The organism is Streptomyces sp. NPDC046977, assembly GCF_040644455.1.
Lineage (GTDB): Bacteria > Actinomycetota > Actinomycetes > Streptomycetales > Streptomycetaceae > Actinacidiphila.
In genome coordinates this window covers 1-17,356 of the sequence record NZ_JBEYWO010000051.1, presented here as the reverse complement: position 1 = coordinate 17,356, position 17,356 = coordinate 1, and the positions used below count along the sequence as shown (strand labels likewise).

The 17,356-nt window shown below is 67.8% G+C and carries 10 protein-coding genes and 1 pseudogene; 8 read left to right on the top strand and 3 right to left on the bottom strand.

The window, feature by feature from the left end; genetic code table 11:
• Positions 1-16 precede the first annotated feature (16 nt).
• Complete coding sequence (locus ABZ883_RS40310; RefSeq protein ID WP_360916311.1) at positions 17-2,389, bottom strand: Helicase associated domain protein; 2,373 nt, start codon at positions 2,387-2,389, stop codon at positions 17-19.
• Positions 2,390-2,787: 398 nt separating this feature from the next.
• On the opposite strand from ABZ883_RS40310, the gene ABZ883_RS40305 reads away from it, so the two are divergent.
• The 4 genes from ABZ883_RS40305 to ABZ883_RS40290 all read left to right on the top strand — a co-directional run bounded on the left by ABZ883_RS40305 (position 2,788) and on the right by ABZ883_RS40290 (position 8,044).
• On the top strand, positions 2,788-3,798 hold the full coding sequence (locus ABZ883_RS40305) for a TniQ family protein (RefSeq protein WP_360916308.1): 1,011 nt from the start codon (positions 2,788-2,790) through the stop codon (positions 3,796-3,798).
• A gap of 157 nt (positions 3,799-3,955) precedes the next feature.
• On the top strand, positions 3,956-4,669 hold the full coding sequence (locus ABZ883_RS40300; protein ID WP_360916305.1) for a TnsA-like heteromeric transposase endonuclease subunit: 714 nt from the start codon (positions 3,956-3,958) through the stop codon (positions 4,667-4,669).
• Positions 4,666-6,945 carry a transposase gene (locus tag ABZ883_RS40295; protein WP_360916302.1) on the top strand — a complete coding sequence of 760 codons (2,280 nt, stop codon included), beginning with the start codon at positions 4,666-4,668 and terminating at the stop codon, positions 6,943-6,945. The genes ABZ883_RS40300 and ABZ883_RS40295 overlap by 4 nt, the downstream gene beginning before the upstream one ends.
• 13 nt (positions 6,946-6,958) lie before the next feature.
• A complete protein-coding gene (locus ABZ883_RS40290) occupies positions 6,959-8,044 on the top strand; it encodes an ATP-binding protein (RefSeq protein WP_360916299.1) in 1,086 nt (361 codons plus the stop codon).
• A gap of 114 nt (positions 8,045-8,158) precedes the next feature.
• On the opposite strand, the gene ABZ883_RS40285 is transcribed toward ABZ883_RS40290, so the two are convergent.
• Both ABZ883_RS40285 and ABZ883_RS40280 read right to left on the bottom strand, forming a co-directional pair.
• Positions 8,159-10,516, bottom strand: coding sequence for an AAA family ATPase (locus tag ABZ883_RS40285; RefSeq protein WP_360916296.1), 2,358 nt, complete (start codon positions 10,514-10,516; stop codon positions 8,159-8,161).
• 574 nt (positions 10,517-11,090) lie between these two features.
• Complete coding sequence (locus ABZ883_RS40280; RefSeq protein WP_360916293.1) at positions 11,091-12,146, bottom strand: hypothetical protein; 1,056 nt, start codon at positions 12,144-12,146, stop codon at positions 11,091-11,093.
• A gap of 328 nt (positions 12,147-12,474) precedes the next feature.
• On the opposite strand from ABZ883_RS40280, the gene ABZ883_RS40275 reads away from it, so the two are divergent.
• The 4 genes and pseudogenes from ABZ883_RS40275 to ABZ883_RS40260 form a co-directional block, all read left to right on the top strand.
• On the top strand, positions 12,475-13,173 hold the full coding sequence (locus ABZ883_RS40275) for a hypothetical protein (protein ID WP_360916290.1): 699 nt from the start codon (positions 12,475-12,477) through the stop codon (positions 13,171-13,173).
• Between the two features lie 669 nt (positions 13,174-13,842).
• Positions 13,843-15,981 carry a hypothetical protein gene (locus ABZ883_RS40270; protein ID WP_360916287.1) on the top strand — a complete coding sequence of 713 codons (2,139 nt, stop codon included), beginning with the start codon at positions 13,843-13,845 and terminating at the stop codon, positions 15,979-15,981.
• On the top strand, positions 15,981-16,448 hold the full coding sequence (locus ABZ883_RS40265) for a hypothetical protein (RefSeq protein WP_360916284.1): 468 nt from the start codon (positions 15,981-15,983) through the stop codon (positions 16,446-16,448). Before ABZ883_RS40270 ends, ABZ883_RS40265 begins: the two co-directional genes overlap by 1 nt.
• Positions 16,449-16,816: 368 nt before the next feature.
• Positions 16,817-17,356, top strand: a pseudogene (locus ABZ883_RS40260) (transposase); the annotation flags it as partial.

Sequence of the window (17,356 nt, the reverse complement as noted above, 5' to 3'; positions counted from 1 at the left end):
CGATCCCGCTGCCCGGCTATCGGCGGCTGACGGACTGGCGGGGGATCCAGCGCATGTCCAGGGCTTCAAGTGCGTCTAGCTGCGCTTGGGTCAGGTGCTCCGGGTGGCGGCGTTTGCCGGAGATCCACTCCCCCAGTCGGAAGACGGAGCCACGGTTCGTGGCGACGTAGTTGAGGGGGACGTTGAGGTGCTGATAGCTGCGCCAGTAGGCGCGGGCGACGCGCAGGCCGCGGATAAAGGCGTATTCGGCGGCGCCGCGGGGCCGGCGCAGCAGCACGGCCAGAGGGTGGCGGAGAGGCAGGACGCCCAGAAGGTTCTGCTGGTCGGGATGGAGGGCGTCGAAGGCGGTGATCTGCTCTTCCAGCCACCGGGCGAGGGCGGTGTCCTCACGGTCGGGCCGTAGGTCGGCCAGGGCCAGGTCGCCGCGGCGGGCGGCCGTCAAAGCCTGGACGTAGGTGCGTTGCCAGTCGTGGGACCAGCGGGCGTTCCACCAGGGGTCAATTTCGTTCAGGGCCCGGTGGTAGGGGTGGGGCAGGGTGCGTTCGCGTGCTTCGCGACGGCGTTCGGCCAGCCACCGGCCCAGGCGGATACCCCCGAAGGCTTCCTTCGCCAGGGGGTGGAGGTGGCCGTGATGGGCGGCGTAGTCGCGGGCGATGAGCAGGCGGTGTTCGATGCTGTGCGGGGGGTGTTCCCAGCGCATCTGGAGGGTGTCGAGCGTGTCGATGCGTTCTTGCAGGAGCATGCGGTTCATGCGCAGGGAGCGTTGTTTGCCGACCCACCAGCCCAGATAGAACCGGTCGGGGCCGATGTACCGGCTGGGGACGTCGAGGTGACCGAACTCGGTGTGGAAGCGTTCGGCGCTTTCGAAGCCCAGCTCCCACACGCGGTTGGGTGATTCTTCGGCTTCCAGGCTGAGGACGGGGATGATTTCGTCGGCGCGTTCGGGCCCGACCGACGGTGGCAGGATCCTGTACGGCGGGGGCTTCCAGTGTTTGATGTCCACGCGGTAGAAGACGTGCTCGTCGTAGACCGACAGGGCGATCAGGACCTGGTAGAGCAGCCGGTAAGCGGTGCGCTTGGTGCCTTCTGCCATCTCCTGGCCGGGCTCGAGGTAGACCGGGATGACGATGGTGGAGACCTTGCCGGCGCCGGGGGTCTGCCGCAGAGGGCGGCCGACAGCCTGGGTGATGTCCACCGAGCTGGTCTTGGGGTCGGCGAACAGGATGGAGTCGATCGCCGGGATGTCGACGCCCTCGGTGCAGCAGCGGCAGTTGGTGAGCACGGAACGCAGCGGCAGCCCGGTGGACGGGTCTGTGTGCAGGGGTGCGGAGGCGAACTGGGTGAAGGCCTGCAGGCGGTCGAACCGGTTCTGTGCGGCGTTGACGGTGCCTACCTGCAGCGGCCCCTGAAAGCGGCGGGGCATCAGAGCGGCGGTTTCGTGCAGGGTCTCGGCGAAGATCTCTGCGGACCTGACGCGGTTGTGGCAGGTCAAGGTGCGGCGTAGGTCGTAGGTGTGCTGCGCGTTCAGGAGCGCGACTTGCGCTGCGGCGACCCGCAGCCCTTCGGTGGAAGACCGGAAGCACGAGTGCCGGTTGAGGACTCTGCGCAGGTCGTCGTCGTCGATGACGACGGCCACGACCCGGTAGTCGGCCAGGAGTCCCTGTTCGATTGCCTCAGCCAGGGAGAGCCGGTACACCACAGGCCCGTACAGACTGAGGTCGTCCATGGAGGCGATCTCCGTCAGCGGCATGTCGATGCGGCCGTCTGCCACCGCCTGGTAATCGAAGACGCGCTCGGTGGCGGTCATGTAGAGGCGGTGTCGCGCAGGGAGCTCGTCGTTGTCGTGAATGATCGCCCAGAGACTTTCGGCGTTGCCTGCGGTGCGGTGGGCTTCGTCGGCAATGATGACGTCCCAGTCGGGAAGGAAGAAGTCCCGGTGCGCCTTGGCGATCTTGTTCAGGGATGCGTAGGTGCTGAAGACGCTGACGGGTCCGTCGGCCTGGGCGATCTGGTCGGTGAGGAAGCGGGCTTGCTCGGTGGCACTGCCCGCCTGCCCGGTGGTGGTGAGCACGCCGCGCAGGTCGGGGTTCTCTGGCGTGTCGAGTCCACAAACACCGATGTAGAGGCCGCCGCGGCCCTCCGCGTGCCAGGCGGCCGCGGTCTGCTCGAGGAGTTTCCTGGTCGGCATGACAACCAGGGCGCGGCCGCGGGGGGCCGCTTCATGGACGGCGTTCAGGCCGACGAGGGTCTTGCCGGTGCCGCAGGCCATGATGACCGAGACGCGGTCTGATCCGTCGAGGAAGTGGCTGACGCAGGCGCCGACAGCGAGTTCCTGGTGTCCGTGCAGCACGGTTTTCAGGCCGGTGTCGGCCCTGGTCAGCGTGGCCATGGCTCCTCCGAACGACTTTGCTGCCTTTCCATTGCGAGAGTGGAGGAGCCGCGTGCGGCAGCACGTGGGGCAGGGGCGGGGATTCACTCGAAGGAGTGGCGAGGTCTTGCGCGAGACCTCACGGTCGGGGCAGTTCTCCACCGGCGCGTACAGCCGCCAGGCTCCGAGCAGCGGTAGAGGCTCGAGCAGGGACGGGGAGCTGATCGTGGCGGGCGGTTACTGCCTGGCGGGAAGGAGCCGGATGACCCGGGTGAGGAAGCCATGTCCAGGCCGGGCGGCCGGAGTTCACTCGAAGGAGTGAGGTGCTATGTCCCGTAGCTCCAGGTGTTGGCCACGATGGACGTGACGCCCGCCCGTATCGGCAGCGGGTGAGCCCGGGCAGCTGGAAGGTTCCGATAATGCTGGATGCGCCGCGGTTGTGGGGGCCTCATTTCCGGCTGGCGTTGCCGGTGCGGTATGTACCGGGCGAGTCAACTGGATCGTTCGTGAACCGGCTCGCCCGCGCCAACGGTCTTCAGCTGGGCGAGCTGCTGGACCGAGTCGGGCTGGGTCAGCGGGCGGTCGACCCGCAGTTTGCGGAGATGTATGTCAACCAGGCCGGGCTGGAGTACCTGGCGGTGCTGGCCGGCCGACCCGTTTCGGCACTGCAACGGGCGCTTCCCAATCTGGCGCCGGAGCGGATTCTGCCCGGGGACGGGCCGGCCCGCTGGCACTGGCCGTGGGAGCCGACGGACGGTTACCTGGTCCGTGGCTGCGACCTGTGCGCTGCGGCGCGGGGAGCCCGTGAGCCGGTATGGCTGGTGTGCCCGGACAACTGGCAGGTATGCGTGCGGCACAGCCGGTGGACCGATGACGCGCGCGGTGACACCGCCGGAGTGGTGCGGCTGGACAAGCTACCGGAGGTGCTCGACGCCCACCAGCGGCGGCTGATGCGGCGGCGCCGGGTCGGGACGGCCGCTGAGGGCCTGTTCGCCGATGCCCACCAGATCGCCAGGCATTGGTGGAGCACCGCTCCCGGCACGCCGGTGTGGCACCAACGCGCCACAGAAGTGGGCCTGAATCCGCTCGAGGCGCGGGCTGCCCCGCTGGTGTTCTACCCGGAGGCGGTGTTCGTCGCCGGTGCCCTGGTCGACTACGAACGGCGCCTGGTAACAGGCGGGGACTGCGCCGTGGTCCTGGCGATGCTGGATGAAGTGCTGCAGCGGTGGGGGCTGGACGTGGTACGCGCCAGGTCGCCGCTGCGGGAGTGGGTCATGCGGCATCGCGAGCCGGCTCCGCGGTCCGGAGGCAGTAGGCGCCGGCCGCAGCTGGCCCTGGGCCCGGGGCATGAGCGCAGTACCGAGATGGCCGGATCTCTGGCCGACCGGTCCTGCCTGCCGTGGCAACTGGACCTGGGACATGCGGAGTAGGCCGGCCGGAGCGGGGCCTGGGCGCAGCGTTGCCGGGGGAAGTTGTCAACGGCGCTTCCTTCCCCCGGGTGAACGACCACCGCCCATGCCGGCCCGAGGGCGGTGGTGTGGCCACGCTGAACATGCCGTGGCATGCGGGGACGGTGCGGAGGTGCCAGTGGATTCGGTATGGGCCCATCACCTGGACGAACGCGGCCTACTGGTGCGGTCGGCCCCTGGCGAGCTGCGGGGGGTGGCGTTGGAGGAGCGCAAGCCGCCGTCGCCCCCGGTGGCGTACCACGGCCGCAAGAGCGTGGTGACCTGGTGGTGGTCGGCGACGACCCGGACCCAGGTGGCGTGCGGGTCGCTGCGGCGGATGCGGGTGGCGATCGGGCTGGACTGGGACCCGTCAGTGGCCTGGTTCTCCGGTGAGCCGGTGGAGCTGCGATGGCAGACCACGAAGGGCCGGCGGCGCAGGTGGCGGCCTGACTTCATCGCCCGCACCACCGACGGTGACCGGATCGTGGTGGCCGTGGAACCGGAAAAGCCCGACCAGGAGTGGCGGGACAAGCTCGTGCTCCTGCATACGGTGGCCGCGGAGGCCGGCTGGCGGGTCGAAGTGCGGCAGGTGCCGCACGGGGTGCGGAGGAACACCCTGGAATGGCTGGCCGAGTACCGGGGGCCTGATCCCATCGAGGACGAAGCGGCCTGCGAGCAGGCGCTGCTGCGGGCCTTCGCCGAACCGCGGACGCTGATCGACGGGGCGCGGGCCAGCGGCATCCCCGAGCTGCTCGCATTGGATCACGCATACCGGCTGATCTGGCGGCACCGGCTGCACATCGACTGGGATGCCCCGCTGCTTCCAACCGCCCGCGCCTGGGCGGCGGCATGAGCCGCCCCCTGCCCGGCCAGGCACCCGGTGACGACGTCGGCCTCGGGGACCGGGTGACATGGCTCGGGGCGACCTACCAGGTCGCCGCGTTCAAGAACGACACCGGCGTCGTGATCCTGCTGCCCGAGGCCGGCGGCGCGCCGGTGGACGCCCTGTACCGGGCGATGCTCTCCTCGCAGGACTTCCAGATCCTCGCCACCGACAACGCGCCGGCCGAACCCAGCGGGCTGCCTGCGCTGGGAACCATGCAGGGCACGCTGAGCCACAAGCAGCGTAAGAAGCTGCTGCGCCTGCACGAAGACATGATGGAGATCGACACCGGGGTGCGGCGGCCGGGCCAGAAACCACGGGACGGCTACGACCCCGACCGCACCACACTCAGTGAACGGTACGCGGCCAAGGCCGCGGAACTCGCAGACCGCGGCAAGCCCATCAGCGTCAAGGCCCTGGAGGCCAAGCGCCGCAAATGGCTGCGCGCCAACCGTAATCCGCTGGCCCTGGTCGACGGCCGCAAGAACCGGGCGCGCCTGCCAACGGGCCGAACCGATCCGCGGCTGCTGGACCTGCTGCGCGAAGTCGCCCACGCCAACGCGGATGAGTCCACCAGCACCATCGACAGTCACATGGATGAGATCACCCGCCTGGCCAAAGAGCGCTTCGGCATCGACCTGGACGATCCCGCCGAACGCAAGCGGCTGAGCTTCTCGCGGGCCACGTACTACCGGCGGATGGACGACCTCGGACTGACTGACCTGCTGCAGGCACCGACCAGTACCCGCAGCAGCCGCGTCCGCAAGCCGCCGCCTCCCTACACGCCCTCCCACGCCATGCTGCCCGGGCAACTGGTGCAGATCGACACCTGCCCACTGAAGATCAAAGCGCTCGGCGACAACGGAAAGATGATCTCCGTCGAGCTCACGGCGATGGTCGACGTCGCCACCCGCACCATCATGGCCGTCATGCTGGTGCCGGTCGTGCCCGGCGACGGGCCGGTCGGCAAGAGAATCGGCGGCCGCGCCACCCGCGCCTTCGACATCGTTCTCACCTTGGCCCAGGCCCTGGCGCCGATGCCGACCCGCCCCGGGTGGTCGCCGCTGACCGCGGCAGCCGGCTCGGCTCTGCCCTATGCGGCGCTGAACGCGGCAGACCCGCGCTTCACCGAGGCCACCGCGGCCCGCCCGGTGATCCGGCCCCGCACCATCATCATCGACCAGGGCAGCCCCTACCTGAGCGAGCACTTCCAGACCGCCTGCGACTTCCTCGGCATCAGCGTCCGCCTCGCCCGCAAGGGATGCCCCACCGACAAGCCGCTAGCCGAGCGCTACTTCCGCACGCTCGGCGACCGCTTCAGCCAGCACGTCGTGGGCTGGACCGCAAGGCGGCTGGAACACCGCGGCAAGCGCCTGGACCGCAAGCCGCTGTGGACCCTGAACCAGCTGCAGCAAATGGCCTACGAGTGGGTCGCCCTCGAACATCAGCAGCGCCCCCACAAAGGCCTGCGCAACCCGTACGCGCCAGGCATGGTGGTCTCCCCCAACATGATGTACGCCGCTTTGGTTGCCGGCACCGGCTACCGACCGCGGCTGATGACCCCGGAGGAGAACCGCAAGCTCCTCATCCCGGCCTGGGTCACCGTCACCGACAAGGGCGTCACCGTCGAGAACCGCACCTACCAGTCCCCCACCCGTGAGCTGGCCGGCCTGCAGGGCTTGTCCTCCGGGCTGACAGAGGTGGGCGGCCGCTGGGAAGCCCGCTGGGACCCGTACCAACCCGTCGTGGTGTGGGTGTACGACCACCGCGATGAGGATCGCTGGATCCAGACCCGGTTCGTGCAGGAGGCCCTACTGGAACACCCATGGACCCAGTACTGCTGGGAAGAGGCCACAGCCCAGTACGTCGAGCAGGGCGGCGCGGCATCCGACGAGGAAGGCATCGCGCTGGCGATGAGGGACCGCCGGCTGCGCGCCAAAGCCGGCCCACCACGCCCGCGCGGGCCACAGCCCCCGGCGCAGCCACCGATGCCGTTCCAGGGCGGCTTCACGCTGCCGGTCCACGACGAGGAACCCGAAGACCCTTACGCCGGCATCCCGGATTTCGACCCCGTCGCCATCCAGCCCTACGAGGCCCTGCCAATCCCGGGCAGGGACACCCACCTGCTGGCCTACCCCACTGTCCCCTCCCCCGGCACCAGGGAGTATCGGGAGCCTGGCCCCGCAGGCGAGCCGGGTTCTGAGGACCTCGGTGCCAGACCCCCATCTCCTGACCTGAGGCGTTAGATCGGAGAAGCCAATGCCCAAGACCGACACGCAACAACCCGAAGCGCTGCGCCGGGCCGTACTCGCCCCGCGTCTCCTGACGCCCGAGATGCTGGTGCGCCTGGATGGCTGGAACTACTTCGCCCGCACCGACCTCAAGCCTCCCGATCTGCGCGACTGTGCGCCGGCCGGAACCAAGGTCGACGACACCGACCCGCGCGTGGTCTACAACGGCCACCTGTGCGTGGTGAACATCCCCGTCATCGAGGCGGCAATCGTCAATGCGAGCAGGCTCTATGGAACCAACATCACTCGAATGCAGGGACAGTTGGGCTCGATCATCGACGGAGAGGAGGGCACAGGCAAGACGTTCCTGCTCCGCTCACTCGGTCGAGACTTCCAGCAAAGAGCCGAGAAGTACTACAGCGACCGCATCCCGGTCGTCCACATCCTCGCCCCCCACGACGCAGACTCCAAACAAGCCTGGCTATGGGAGATCGGGCAGTTCCTCGGCCTTGCCCCCGAGCCCAAGGACCTGACCGAAGCCCCGCAGTGGGCAAAGACCAAGCAACTACGCTGCCCCGATCTCAGCATCCCCGTCATGCACGTGCTGGAGCACGCCAAGACCGACATCCTCCTCATCGACGACATCCACCGCGTCACCGTCGACCAACTCGCCGTGTTCCTGCCCCTAAGCGACTACCTCCGCAACAAGCTCGGCATCACCACCATCTACTGCGGCACCGGCGCCGCCGAGATCTTTCACGCGGCACGCCTCAAAGCCAACCGGCACAGCAAGGACCCGCAGCACAACACGCTCCCCGTCCTTCGCCTCGAACCCATTCCCTACAGGGACGGCGTCGACCTGGAGACCTGGCCACGCCTGGTGAAGGGCTTCGAGAAGCAAGTACGCCTGCACCGCCTTGCCGAAGGCGACCTCACCCGCCATGCCACATACCTCCATCAGCGCACCGGAGGCCGTCTGCTCTACATTTCCCAGCTCGTGTGCCAAGCCGCCCAAGCAGCCATCCACACAGGCGAAGAGACCATCACCCTAGACCTGCTGGAATCCATCAACATCGGCTTCACCAGCAGGGGAAGGTCACAGACGGCCGGGTAGCGACTCGCGCAGCGGCGATCACGCACCTCGTTCCTTAGGCAGTATCCTCCGGCGCGGGTAACCCACACCGGAGGTCGCGAACTTCATGGTTAGTCCCGCGGGAGCATCGACCATTCACTCGTCTTCTTGTGCGTCGTTGACCTCGCGGTACACCAACGTCTCCAACGAACCCCGGAAAGCGTCGAAGTTCGTGATCGGCTCAATGGGGTCATCGTCGAGGTCGAACATGCGCACGATCCCGCGAATCTCACTCCGCAGAGCCTCTGCATCTACAGAGTTGTCGAGGAGAGCTTCGACGTCTTCCAGGAGGAGCGCGGCGGCCTCTCGAGTGGCTCCGACTGGGTGATCCAGCAGGAAGGACCTCTTGAGGCGCTTGATCTTGGCACTGGTGCGTTCTGTGGTGATCTCCCTCATCGCTTGGCGCTGCATGCGGGCCAGTTCACGGAACAGCGTCCGGAAATTCCGGTCCATGATGGCCGCCGCGTCGACCAGGTCGTCGTCGTGACGGACGGCTTCCATGACACTTCGGGCGAAGCCCACCTTATCGAGGTGGAATTCGGGAAGCTTGCTCGCGCACGCCTTCACCAAAGCGGCATGGGCGCTGGCCTGGTCAGTGACAGAGACATCTTCGGCCCTCAGGCTCGCTACCTTGCTTGCCTCATCAGGCAAGAGGAAGTCATGTGCGTATCGCTTGACGGCCGCGACGGCGATCTCGAGAGGTACGAGGTCTTCGATGGCAACCACACCTGCGGGCAGCGTGCTCTCGACTCGATCGGCCGACAGGTCCCCCAACTGCAGGATGAACTGGGAATCAAGCAATGCCTTACCCAAGGGGCCGCGCTGGAGCGCCTTCTTTGCCTGATCTCCTGAGGAGTCGCTGTCGAGAAGGACGATGACAGCGGGCCGGTCGGCGTCGCGACCGCGGGCGAGGTACACCAGATACGGAATATGAGGTGCGGAGCCAGCCGGCACCAGTGTCAACGTGTTGAGGTCGAGGTTGTCCAGCGAGGACGACCCCTGGCGCCTGAGCCGCGCTGACATCCCAGCGAGGAGGACCTGGTCAGACATCCCCTCCAGCATCAGGTTGCAGTTGCTGATGAAAGTCGTCTCTGCAACGAAGTTTCCGAAGGCGGACCTCAGCGGCTCGTAGTGATTACGCGCCGCATTGCGTACCACGCGGGTCCCCTCGTCCCCTTCCCCTTTTTCAAGGACCCTGATCCGTTCCCCGTGGTTCTTGTCGATGAGGAACGGTGAGTGCGTGACGTAGACGACCTGGCAGGGAGTGCGGGAGGGATCCTGAGGGCTGGCGAAGTCCTCGAAGATGCGCAGCAGATCCTGCTGGCCAGTGCTGGACAGGTAGGCGTCCGGCTCGTCCATCAGCAGGATCTCTCGGGCGCCAGACGTGGGCGCCTCATGGGCAAGGTACTGCACGAAGTAGCTGAGGAAGAACTTCAGTCCACCACTGCGTTCATCAGCGGAGTACTCGGTGCCGGTCCTGTCGCGGATGGTGAAGACGAGGTCTTGGTCACGCAGCGTCAACAGAAGTTGGAACTGGTGGTCTTGTGACCACCATCTGGGGAAGTTCAGGGAGGCAGCCAAGGCGTCGTTCATTCGCTCGACGATGCCGTTGGCGAAGCCGTCTCTGCTGTCATCCACGGCCTTGAGCAGCTCCTTGAAGGCGACCCGATCGATCTTTGCCGCCTTCAGCAGAAGGTCCTCAGCCAAGACGAGCTGCTTGTCGTGGCTGTCGGTCTGCTGGCTCGCCGTGCTGAAAGCGCTGACCAGGCTGGGTGCCGCCGCAGCGATCTGCTCTGCGGAGGTGAACCAGTCGGTGTTATCGAAGAGCACACCGAGGAACGTTTGACGTCCCCTTCTCGGACTGGTGCGCAGGGAAGCCTTGCCTTGGGCCAGGTACTGGATCGGGACGCTCTCTGGCAGCGCGACATGTGCGTCGATCTCGAACCACTCGGGAAGTATCTCGTCGAGGATCTGCAAGTCCTCGACCTCGAACCTGGCCCAGTCGTCACCCTGTCGGAGAAAGACTACTGGGTCTGCGTTGTTGAGACGGAACAGCGAGAAGCTGTCGAACTCGTCATCGAGTTCGATGCCACAAGCCTTCCGTACCGCTTCCTGGTCACTAGCATCCAGGTTCTTCAACTCCAGGCCGAAGTCCGGGTATGACATTGACTTGTCCACGGCAAAGAACTGGGAGTAACGGCAGAAGTCACCGCGCTCGAGGTCCTCGCCGGTCAGTGCACGCTTGATCGCCCCCAGGAGCTGGCTCTTTCCGGACTCGTTGGCCCCTACGACCGTGGTCACACCGTCCTCGAGCGGCACTCTGACAAAGGGGTACTGCAGACCGTCAGAGCCCAGCGTGTCCCAAGGGTCTGGAACGAACCTGTCATCGGCCTTGCGGAGGTAGTCGAAGTTGAATGAGCGGAAGAAGCGGATGTAGACGTTGGCGATGAACATCCGAGGTCTCTTTTCCCGGGGGCTCTGAACTAACTGCCAGTCATGTTAGGCCCAAGCACCGACAGGGGGCCGGTCCCAGGCAGCTTCGGGTGCTCCTACGCCTGATCGACGAGGTGAGCACTCAGTGCAGTGGACCGGGGCTCTCCTCTAGGGACAGCGCTGGCTCAAACAGACAACCTGTCCGCTGTCGAGCCGGTTCGACCCCCCGCGCCAAGCGAGACGGCCAGCCATGAGCAACCCGCGACCGACCAGCCGCCGCGATCGGCCCCGCTTGGGGCTGGGGGAAACTGCCATTGAATCGCGTCCTCTGTCGCGATGTCTGGCGGTCCAGCAGTCAACGGGTGTCGATGTAGAGCTCCACAACTCGGGAGGGCCGCCCCACAGCGTCCAGCCGGTCGGGGATGTCTCGGGGAACACTGCGTCGTGGTCGGCGACGAAGGTGCAGAAGGCCTGGAGAGTCTTGGAGGGTGGATCGCGCACCGCGCGCTTCGGCCATCAGATGCTCGACCACGATGCCCTATGCGGCAGCACGCTACTACGGCTGGTCGTCGAGGCGTGTCTGCGCCAGATCCGGTCATACTCCGCCCTTGGCGGGCGTGGGGATGCGCATGTTGAGCGGCCGGGACCAGTCACCGGTGGCGGCGTAGCCCTTCAGCGCGTCGTACAGGACGGTGCTGGCGTCGCGGCGCAGCCCCTCGGGGAGGATCGAGACGCGGTGGCAGGGCGGCATGCCGGGGTCTGTGCCGTAGTCCGTGTACTTGCCGTCGTCGTAGCGGCCTGCGGCCGGCGTGACGTCGACGAGGCCAAAAGCTTCCAGTTGGCTGTGGGTTTCGTAGACCTCGCGCCCCAGCCCGTAATGCCCGGCACGCTCGGCACCGGTGACGTAGGGCTCGTCATGCCCGGGGTTCTGGTCTACGTCGAGCCACATCAGGTAGGCGGCAGTCTCGCTGGGGGTAAGCAGGTGGACCCAGCCATTCGTGAAGAACTCTACCGGGATGCCGAATATCGCCTCGGCCTTCTTAGGCACCCGGTAGGGGATGACGGCAGCCTGGGTGCTCATGCCGCTGTCGCACAGCAGGGTGAAGTCACGGAAGGGGTGGCGGGTTCCAGCGTGTGGGAACTCGACCAGGAGGTTGTCGCGCAGCTTCTTTAGGCCTTCGGTGATCTGCCGCTGCTTGTTGACCCGGGGGCTGGCCACGTAGTTGCCGCCGGGGGCGTGGCGGGCGTGGGCGCCGATCAATCGCATCCAGGAGAACCGGTGGGCGCTGTCCGGGTCGATGGGGATTCGGTTGGGCCACTGGTTGCCGGGCTTGGCCTGGCAGGCCGCGGCAAAGAGCAGAGTCAGGTGCAGGCGCCCGGCCACTCCCCGGGGGGCGATGAGGCGGGCTGCGGGCGGGCGCTGCTCGCTCGGCAGACCCTTGCGCTCGTGCTCGACGTGCCGAATCTCGCCGTGGCGGATGTAGGTGCGCCGCACGGGGACAACAGTGGGGCTGCGGCCTTGGTCAGCGAGCTCAGCAGCGGCCAGGGTGACGTCGTTCAGGGCGCCTCGCTCGCGGAGGGCGGTGAGCGCATCCAGCCGGGGTTTGATCTTGTTCGCCGCAGCGGCGGCCCGAGACGAGACGTGGCGCACGAACAACCCCCACGGATTGATAGCTACGTTTTGATCCTCATGTATGCCATCTGCTTCCTAGTTATCCATTGGTATGTCGCTACATCAGGGTCAATCCGTGGAGCCAGTGTAGCGGGGGGCGTTCGGTTCGGGGGTCCTATTGATGCACGAGCTCCGGCCCGGCTCACGGTACCCGCCCTGACAGCGGTGCCGCAGTGTCCGGCCAGCTCGTTGGCAGGCGTGTACCGGGCCCGGAAACGTCTTAGCCCCGGCGACATGATCATTAAGGATCAGCGGTCCACCGGGGCTTGTCATCCATGACTATACCCAAGCCCCGAGGAGGAACAACGTGACGCACGCTGCCCCGGTCCCCGTCGCAGGCCCCTGGGTGGAGCAATGGCTCAGCCCCGCCCGCCACGGCGTCTACCTGGCCCAGGCCGCCGGAGACCCGGCCCGCGCGCTCGCCCTGTACGAGTGGAACACCGCCCTGACGTGCGCGGTGCTGCGTGACCTTGGCCATCTCGAGGTCGCCCTGCGCAACGCTTACGCCGCAGCCCTGGACGCCACCTGGTCAGGCAGCGGGCACTGGCTGGACGACCCGACCAGCCCTCTGCGGGCACCGCTGATGCGCACCAAGAAGGGCGGGCCCCGCGGGACCCGGCATGTCGACGTCAACGACAAGACACGCAAGGCGATCGACAGCGCGCGAGCCCGGTACGGCGTCCAGGCGCCGCCCGGGAAGATCATCGCCGAGCTAACGCTCGGAGTGTGGCGCTATCTGTCCACCTCCGCGCACGAGAAGACCCTGTGGGTTCCCCACCTCCACCACGCCTTCCCGCCCGGGACTCGCCGGGCCGCCGTGGACAAGGCGATCGGCGACCTACACGAGCTGCGGAACCGGGCCGCGCACTGGGAGCCGCTCCTGGCCGCCCCCGTGGCCCGGCGCATGAACGACCTGCTCACGGTCGCCGGCCTGCTCAGTCCCGACCTCGCCACCTACATCCAGCACTCCAGCCAGGTCGCCGCCCTCCTCGCCACCCGCCCCTGACCACCCCCGCATCGCCCGCCAGCGGGCGCCGCCGATGGCGAAACCCTCAAACTGCATGCGGGCCCCTCACCCTCTCGGTCACACCATGCGGAGCACGGCGACGACCTTGCGGTCGCCGTCGCAGATCGCCGCCTCCGCCATGGAGTCGCCGACGCCACCTTCAGCGCGAACTCCGCCCCGTCGCCGACCAGTTGCCGCCCGGCAGCACGAGCGCATCCCTCGATGGCCTCCTCGGCCATCGCCGGCACGCCAGCGGCACCTACGCCCCCTCCACCGGCGGGATGGGGCTCGAGGTCGAAACCCAGATACTGTCGCCTCCACCTCAACTGCGTCTGCATGTACGCTAACTGAGTTGGTGTGGGTAACTCTGCACTGACCGCGCACCGCTCCGGATACGCGGAACCGCACGTGCAGGCGTACGAACTGCACGTGAAGGGCAACTGGCACCCGTCCTCGACGGGAGATCGGGGTCGCCTTGACCCCGCTGACCACGAGTCCACCCGGGACCGTTGAATGCCGGTCGGCACCGATCGAGTCGGACCATGAGCCGACCCCGAGACGTGACGGCGCTCGCCGCCCTCTGGCGGCGCGCGGCGGGTCCTGGCAAGGCGTCAGGGCAGCCCGGGCCTGCGGGTCCACGAGCGCGCTGCTTGCTGAAAGGGCGAGCTGATGATTACTTCTGCCTTCGGCGACTCTGAGTTCGACGACGCCGATGACACCTCCCTCCCGCCGCTGCTGCGCCGCCCGGAGCCGACCCCTGGCCCCGTGCCGGTCACCGCACTGCGCGGGGCCCGCAAGAAGCTGCTGGACAACCCGCTGACCAACCTCAACGAGGACGCGGCCACCGCGGTCACCTCCGGCGCAGTCGATCCCGGGCTGCTCGCCGCTCTCGTCGACGGCGAGGGCACCAATCTGCTGATGGCCAAGCCGGTCGTCGGCGGGACGCTGTACTCGATCGCGCCTCACCGCAGGTACACCGACCTCGGCGTCCTGCCGGACTTCATCAACCAGCGCTGGGCGCACCAGCTGCACACCCCCATGGATGTCGAGCCGCCGACGCTGCCCCGGCTCACCTACGACACGCTCGCCGTGACCATCGACGGCAAGGTCGAGTACCTGGCGATCTTCACGGTCCGTATGAAGGACCGCGCGGCGCTCGCCAAGGCGGTCGAGGACAGCATGCGGCGCACCCACGAGGCCCAGGGCGGTGCGAACGACTACACCGACAGCGTCCTGCAGCAGGGTGTCAAGGAACCGCTCACGCTGTTCCTGGTGCGCGTGGAGTACGACGACGGAACCAGCGACACCTACCTGGTCAGCGGTGACGGCAACAGCCGTCTCGTCAGCATGTGGCTGGCTCGCAGTGGTGGCGAGATCGACGCAGCTGCTCGCCTGTGCATCGCCACCGTCATCGGTCCGCTCGGCAAGTCCGGCCCCCGCAGCACCAGCGAGATCAGGAACGGCCGGCAGCAGGTCGAGGCCATGGCTGCCCGGGTGCTGCGGGGCCTGGGGGAGAAAACCCTCACTGAGGCGACCAGGCGCGAGGGCCACACCATGACCTTCCCGGCCACGGTGGTGGTCGGCGCCCGGCGCCAGGACGGGACCCCGCTGGAGGACCTGCTCGCCGGCCGCGACGACCTCCTCGCCAACCTGCACGTCCACGTCACGCCGTGGACTGAGGGCGCCCAGTCTGCCCAGGGTATGCAGCGCCTCTTCCAGCACGCCGTCCGCCAGGACCTAATCAGCAAGTCCGTGATGCGCGTACTCACTGGCCAGGCGGACCTGGACGAGATGCGCCGCAACCTGCAGCTGCCCGCCCACCGTCTGTGGGCGACTGCCGTCCCGCAGCAGGTGCTCCTGGCCGGCAACTACCGGCGCATGAGGGACCTGGTTCGTCAGGAGTTCGGGATCAGCCGCGTCACCCGAACCGCCCTCGGCAGCCGTATGGGCACGGTCGTCCTCGCTCCCTACCGCAGCGCCGCCAACCACGACCAGGCCGTCCGCACGTTCGACAACGGCGGCACGATCACCGACATCGTCTGGGGGCACGACTGGCACCTCACCAAGGGCGAGGATCCCGTACAGATCCTGGACGAGCTGCTCGCCAAGGCGCTGGCCGGCGACCTCGACGCGGTCGCAGAACTGACGGTGCTGGGCGGCACCGCCGCCATCCTTGAGGGTCTCCTCACCCGCGACCGTGGCTCCAAGGAGGACTACACCCGCGCCGACCTCAAGGCCCCTTACCGGGCGACGCCCACGCGGATCCTCACCATGCTCTCCCAGACCCGGGGCGGACTGAGCATGCTCCACTCCATCGCCATCGCCCACGTCGCCGATGACCCGGCCATCCTGCCGAAGGCCTTCCACACCGCCAACGCCGTGATCGACGGCACCGCGGTCGACGACGGCCAGCCCGTCATCGACCGTGCCGGGGCCCGCGTCACCCTGGAGTACGAGTGGGACCTCGTGTACTTCGCCAACCCGGCGGAGGCCGCAAGCCGTAAGGCGACACTCCAGGCAGAGCAGCAGAAGAAGAAGGACGGCGGATCGGGCATCGAGATCCCCGAGCACGTCCGCCTGCGCCAGCAGCTCACCCAGGCCGTGACCGACGCGTCCCGGGCGGCCAGCGCCCTGCGGCGCATGGTGGTGCAGAAGGGCCGCGAGCGGGACATCTTCGGCTCCCCCGAAGGCGTTGACGCGCTGCGGCAGAAGCTTTCGGGCATCAGCGACATCCTCCTGCGGTACGGGCCGAGCCATGCGGCGTTCGACCTCGACCTCGACCTCGACGGCGACGGGGCTGGCGCGTGATGAGCACCCTGCCCCTGCACATCGCGCGTCGCCTGAACCGTGTGGCGGTGCTCCTCGCGCCGCTCCTGGCCTCGCAGGCGTCCCGCCCGTCCGGAGCTCCGCTGCCTCCGTGGACCTGGCGTGCTCAGCCCGAGTCCCTGCGCCAGGCCATGAAGTGCGCCAAGGCGGTCTACGTCGCCTGGGACCGGCGCGGCGACTGCCTCTACGTCGGTAGCGTCTGCCGCGGCCACGACATGGCCGTCGCCGACCGTCTGGATGAGCACTTCCGGTCCATCTCCAACGGCTCCGGCCGGCGCGCCTCCTGGGCGCTGCTGTCGGTGCTGCCGATCCGCGCCAACGCCCCGATTGCGACGGTGCGGGCGGCCGAGGGCTGGGCGGCTCTGCACCTCAGCCCCCAGGAAGGCTCGGCGCACCCGCGAGTTGACCTGGCCGTACCCCCGCGCGACCTCGCCAGGGCTCTGCGGTAGTAGTTCCGCCGGGCAGGCGCCCCGGCGGGAGGGGGATGCCACACCATGCGGCATCCCCCTCACCACTTCCGGGAGCGCGGAGGATCTCACAAAGCCCAACATGAGGTCGGAGGCGCCCATAGGCAGTCTCAACTAAGCAACGCAATCTCACTTAATCGACGGGACCCCAGGTCATCACTGCAGCAGGCCGAGATTTACGGCGAGTTGGCGGGCTAAGCGAGCAGACGTCCGTCTCACTCAATCGCCAGATAGCTAGGTCAGAACCCTAACTACTGCCGTCGAACCCGCTGAAAAGTTGAGACCTCACAACCGCGCGGCGTAATGCCCGGCCGGCTGTGAAGGTGGGTGCCCATGTGCGCTTCCGCGGCGTGAAGTGGCAGGTGGTCGCCCTGTCCGGACAGAGCATCCACCTCATCGGCCCGGACGGCGGCGGCCAGGCCGTGCTCGCCGGGCACCTGTTCGCCGACCCCGGCTTCACCGTCATCGGCGCCGACGTTCCCCAGGCGGCCCCGCAGTGGGGGCTGTTCGAGTCCGCACCCGCCGCGGCCCGCGAGAAGGCGCTGGCCTGGCAGCGACACGTACGCGAAGTCGAATGCGGCCTGCCCGGCGGCCCCGGCAGCCACGGAACCGTACGGCCGCAGTACGACCCCGAGCAGCACACGCTGGCCCAGCGGGAGCAGGCCAAAGCCGAGGAACTGACCGCGCTCGGCTTCGGCCGGGTCTCGCGCACCACGGTGCAGCGCATGCGGCTCGACTACCGCAAGCAGGGCCTGTGGGGGCTCCTCGACCACCGCACCACCCGCGCCTCCACCCCCACCGGGCGGGCCGACGAACGCGTCGTCGCCGCCGTCCGCGAGGCGCTGCGCCGCCGGCGCGGCCGCTCCAAAGGCACCATCAACGGCCTGTTC

What these genes read in the sequence shown, in the direction of transcription:
- ABZ883_RS40310 (WP_360916311.1), bottom strand. Translation starts at nt 2,389, where the DNA reads ATGGCCACGCTGACCAGGGCCGACACCGGCCTGAAAACCGTGCTGCAC.
- ABZ883_RS40305 (WP_360916308.1), top strand. Translation starts at nt 2,788, where the DNA reads ATGCTGGATGCGCCGCGGTTGTGGGGGCCTCATTTCCGGCTGGCGTTG.
- ABZ883_RS40295 (WP_360916302.1), top strand. Translation starts at nt 4,666, where the DNA reads ATGAGCCGCCCCCTGCCCGGCCAGGCACCCGGTGACGACGTCGGCCTC.
- ABZ883_RS40290 (WP_360916299.1), top strand. Translation starts at nt 6,959, where the DNA reads ATGCCCAAGACCGACACGCAACAACCCGAAGCGCTGCGCCGGGCCGTA.
- ABZ883_RS40285 (WP_360916296.1), bottom strand. Translation starts at nt 10,516, where the DNA reads ATGTTCATCGCCAACGTCTACATCCGCTTCTTCCGCTCATTCAACTTC.
- ABZ883_RS40270 (WP_360916287.1), top strand. Translation starts at nt 13,843, where the DNA reads ATGATTACTTCTGCCTTCGGCGACTCTGAGTTCGACGACGCCGATGAC.
- ABZ883_RS40265 (WP_360916284.1), top strand. Translation starts at nt 15,981, where the DNA reads ATGAGCACCCTGCCCCTGCACATCGCGCGTCGCCTGAACCGTGTGGCG.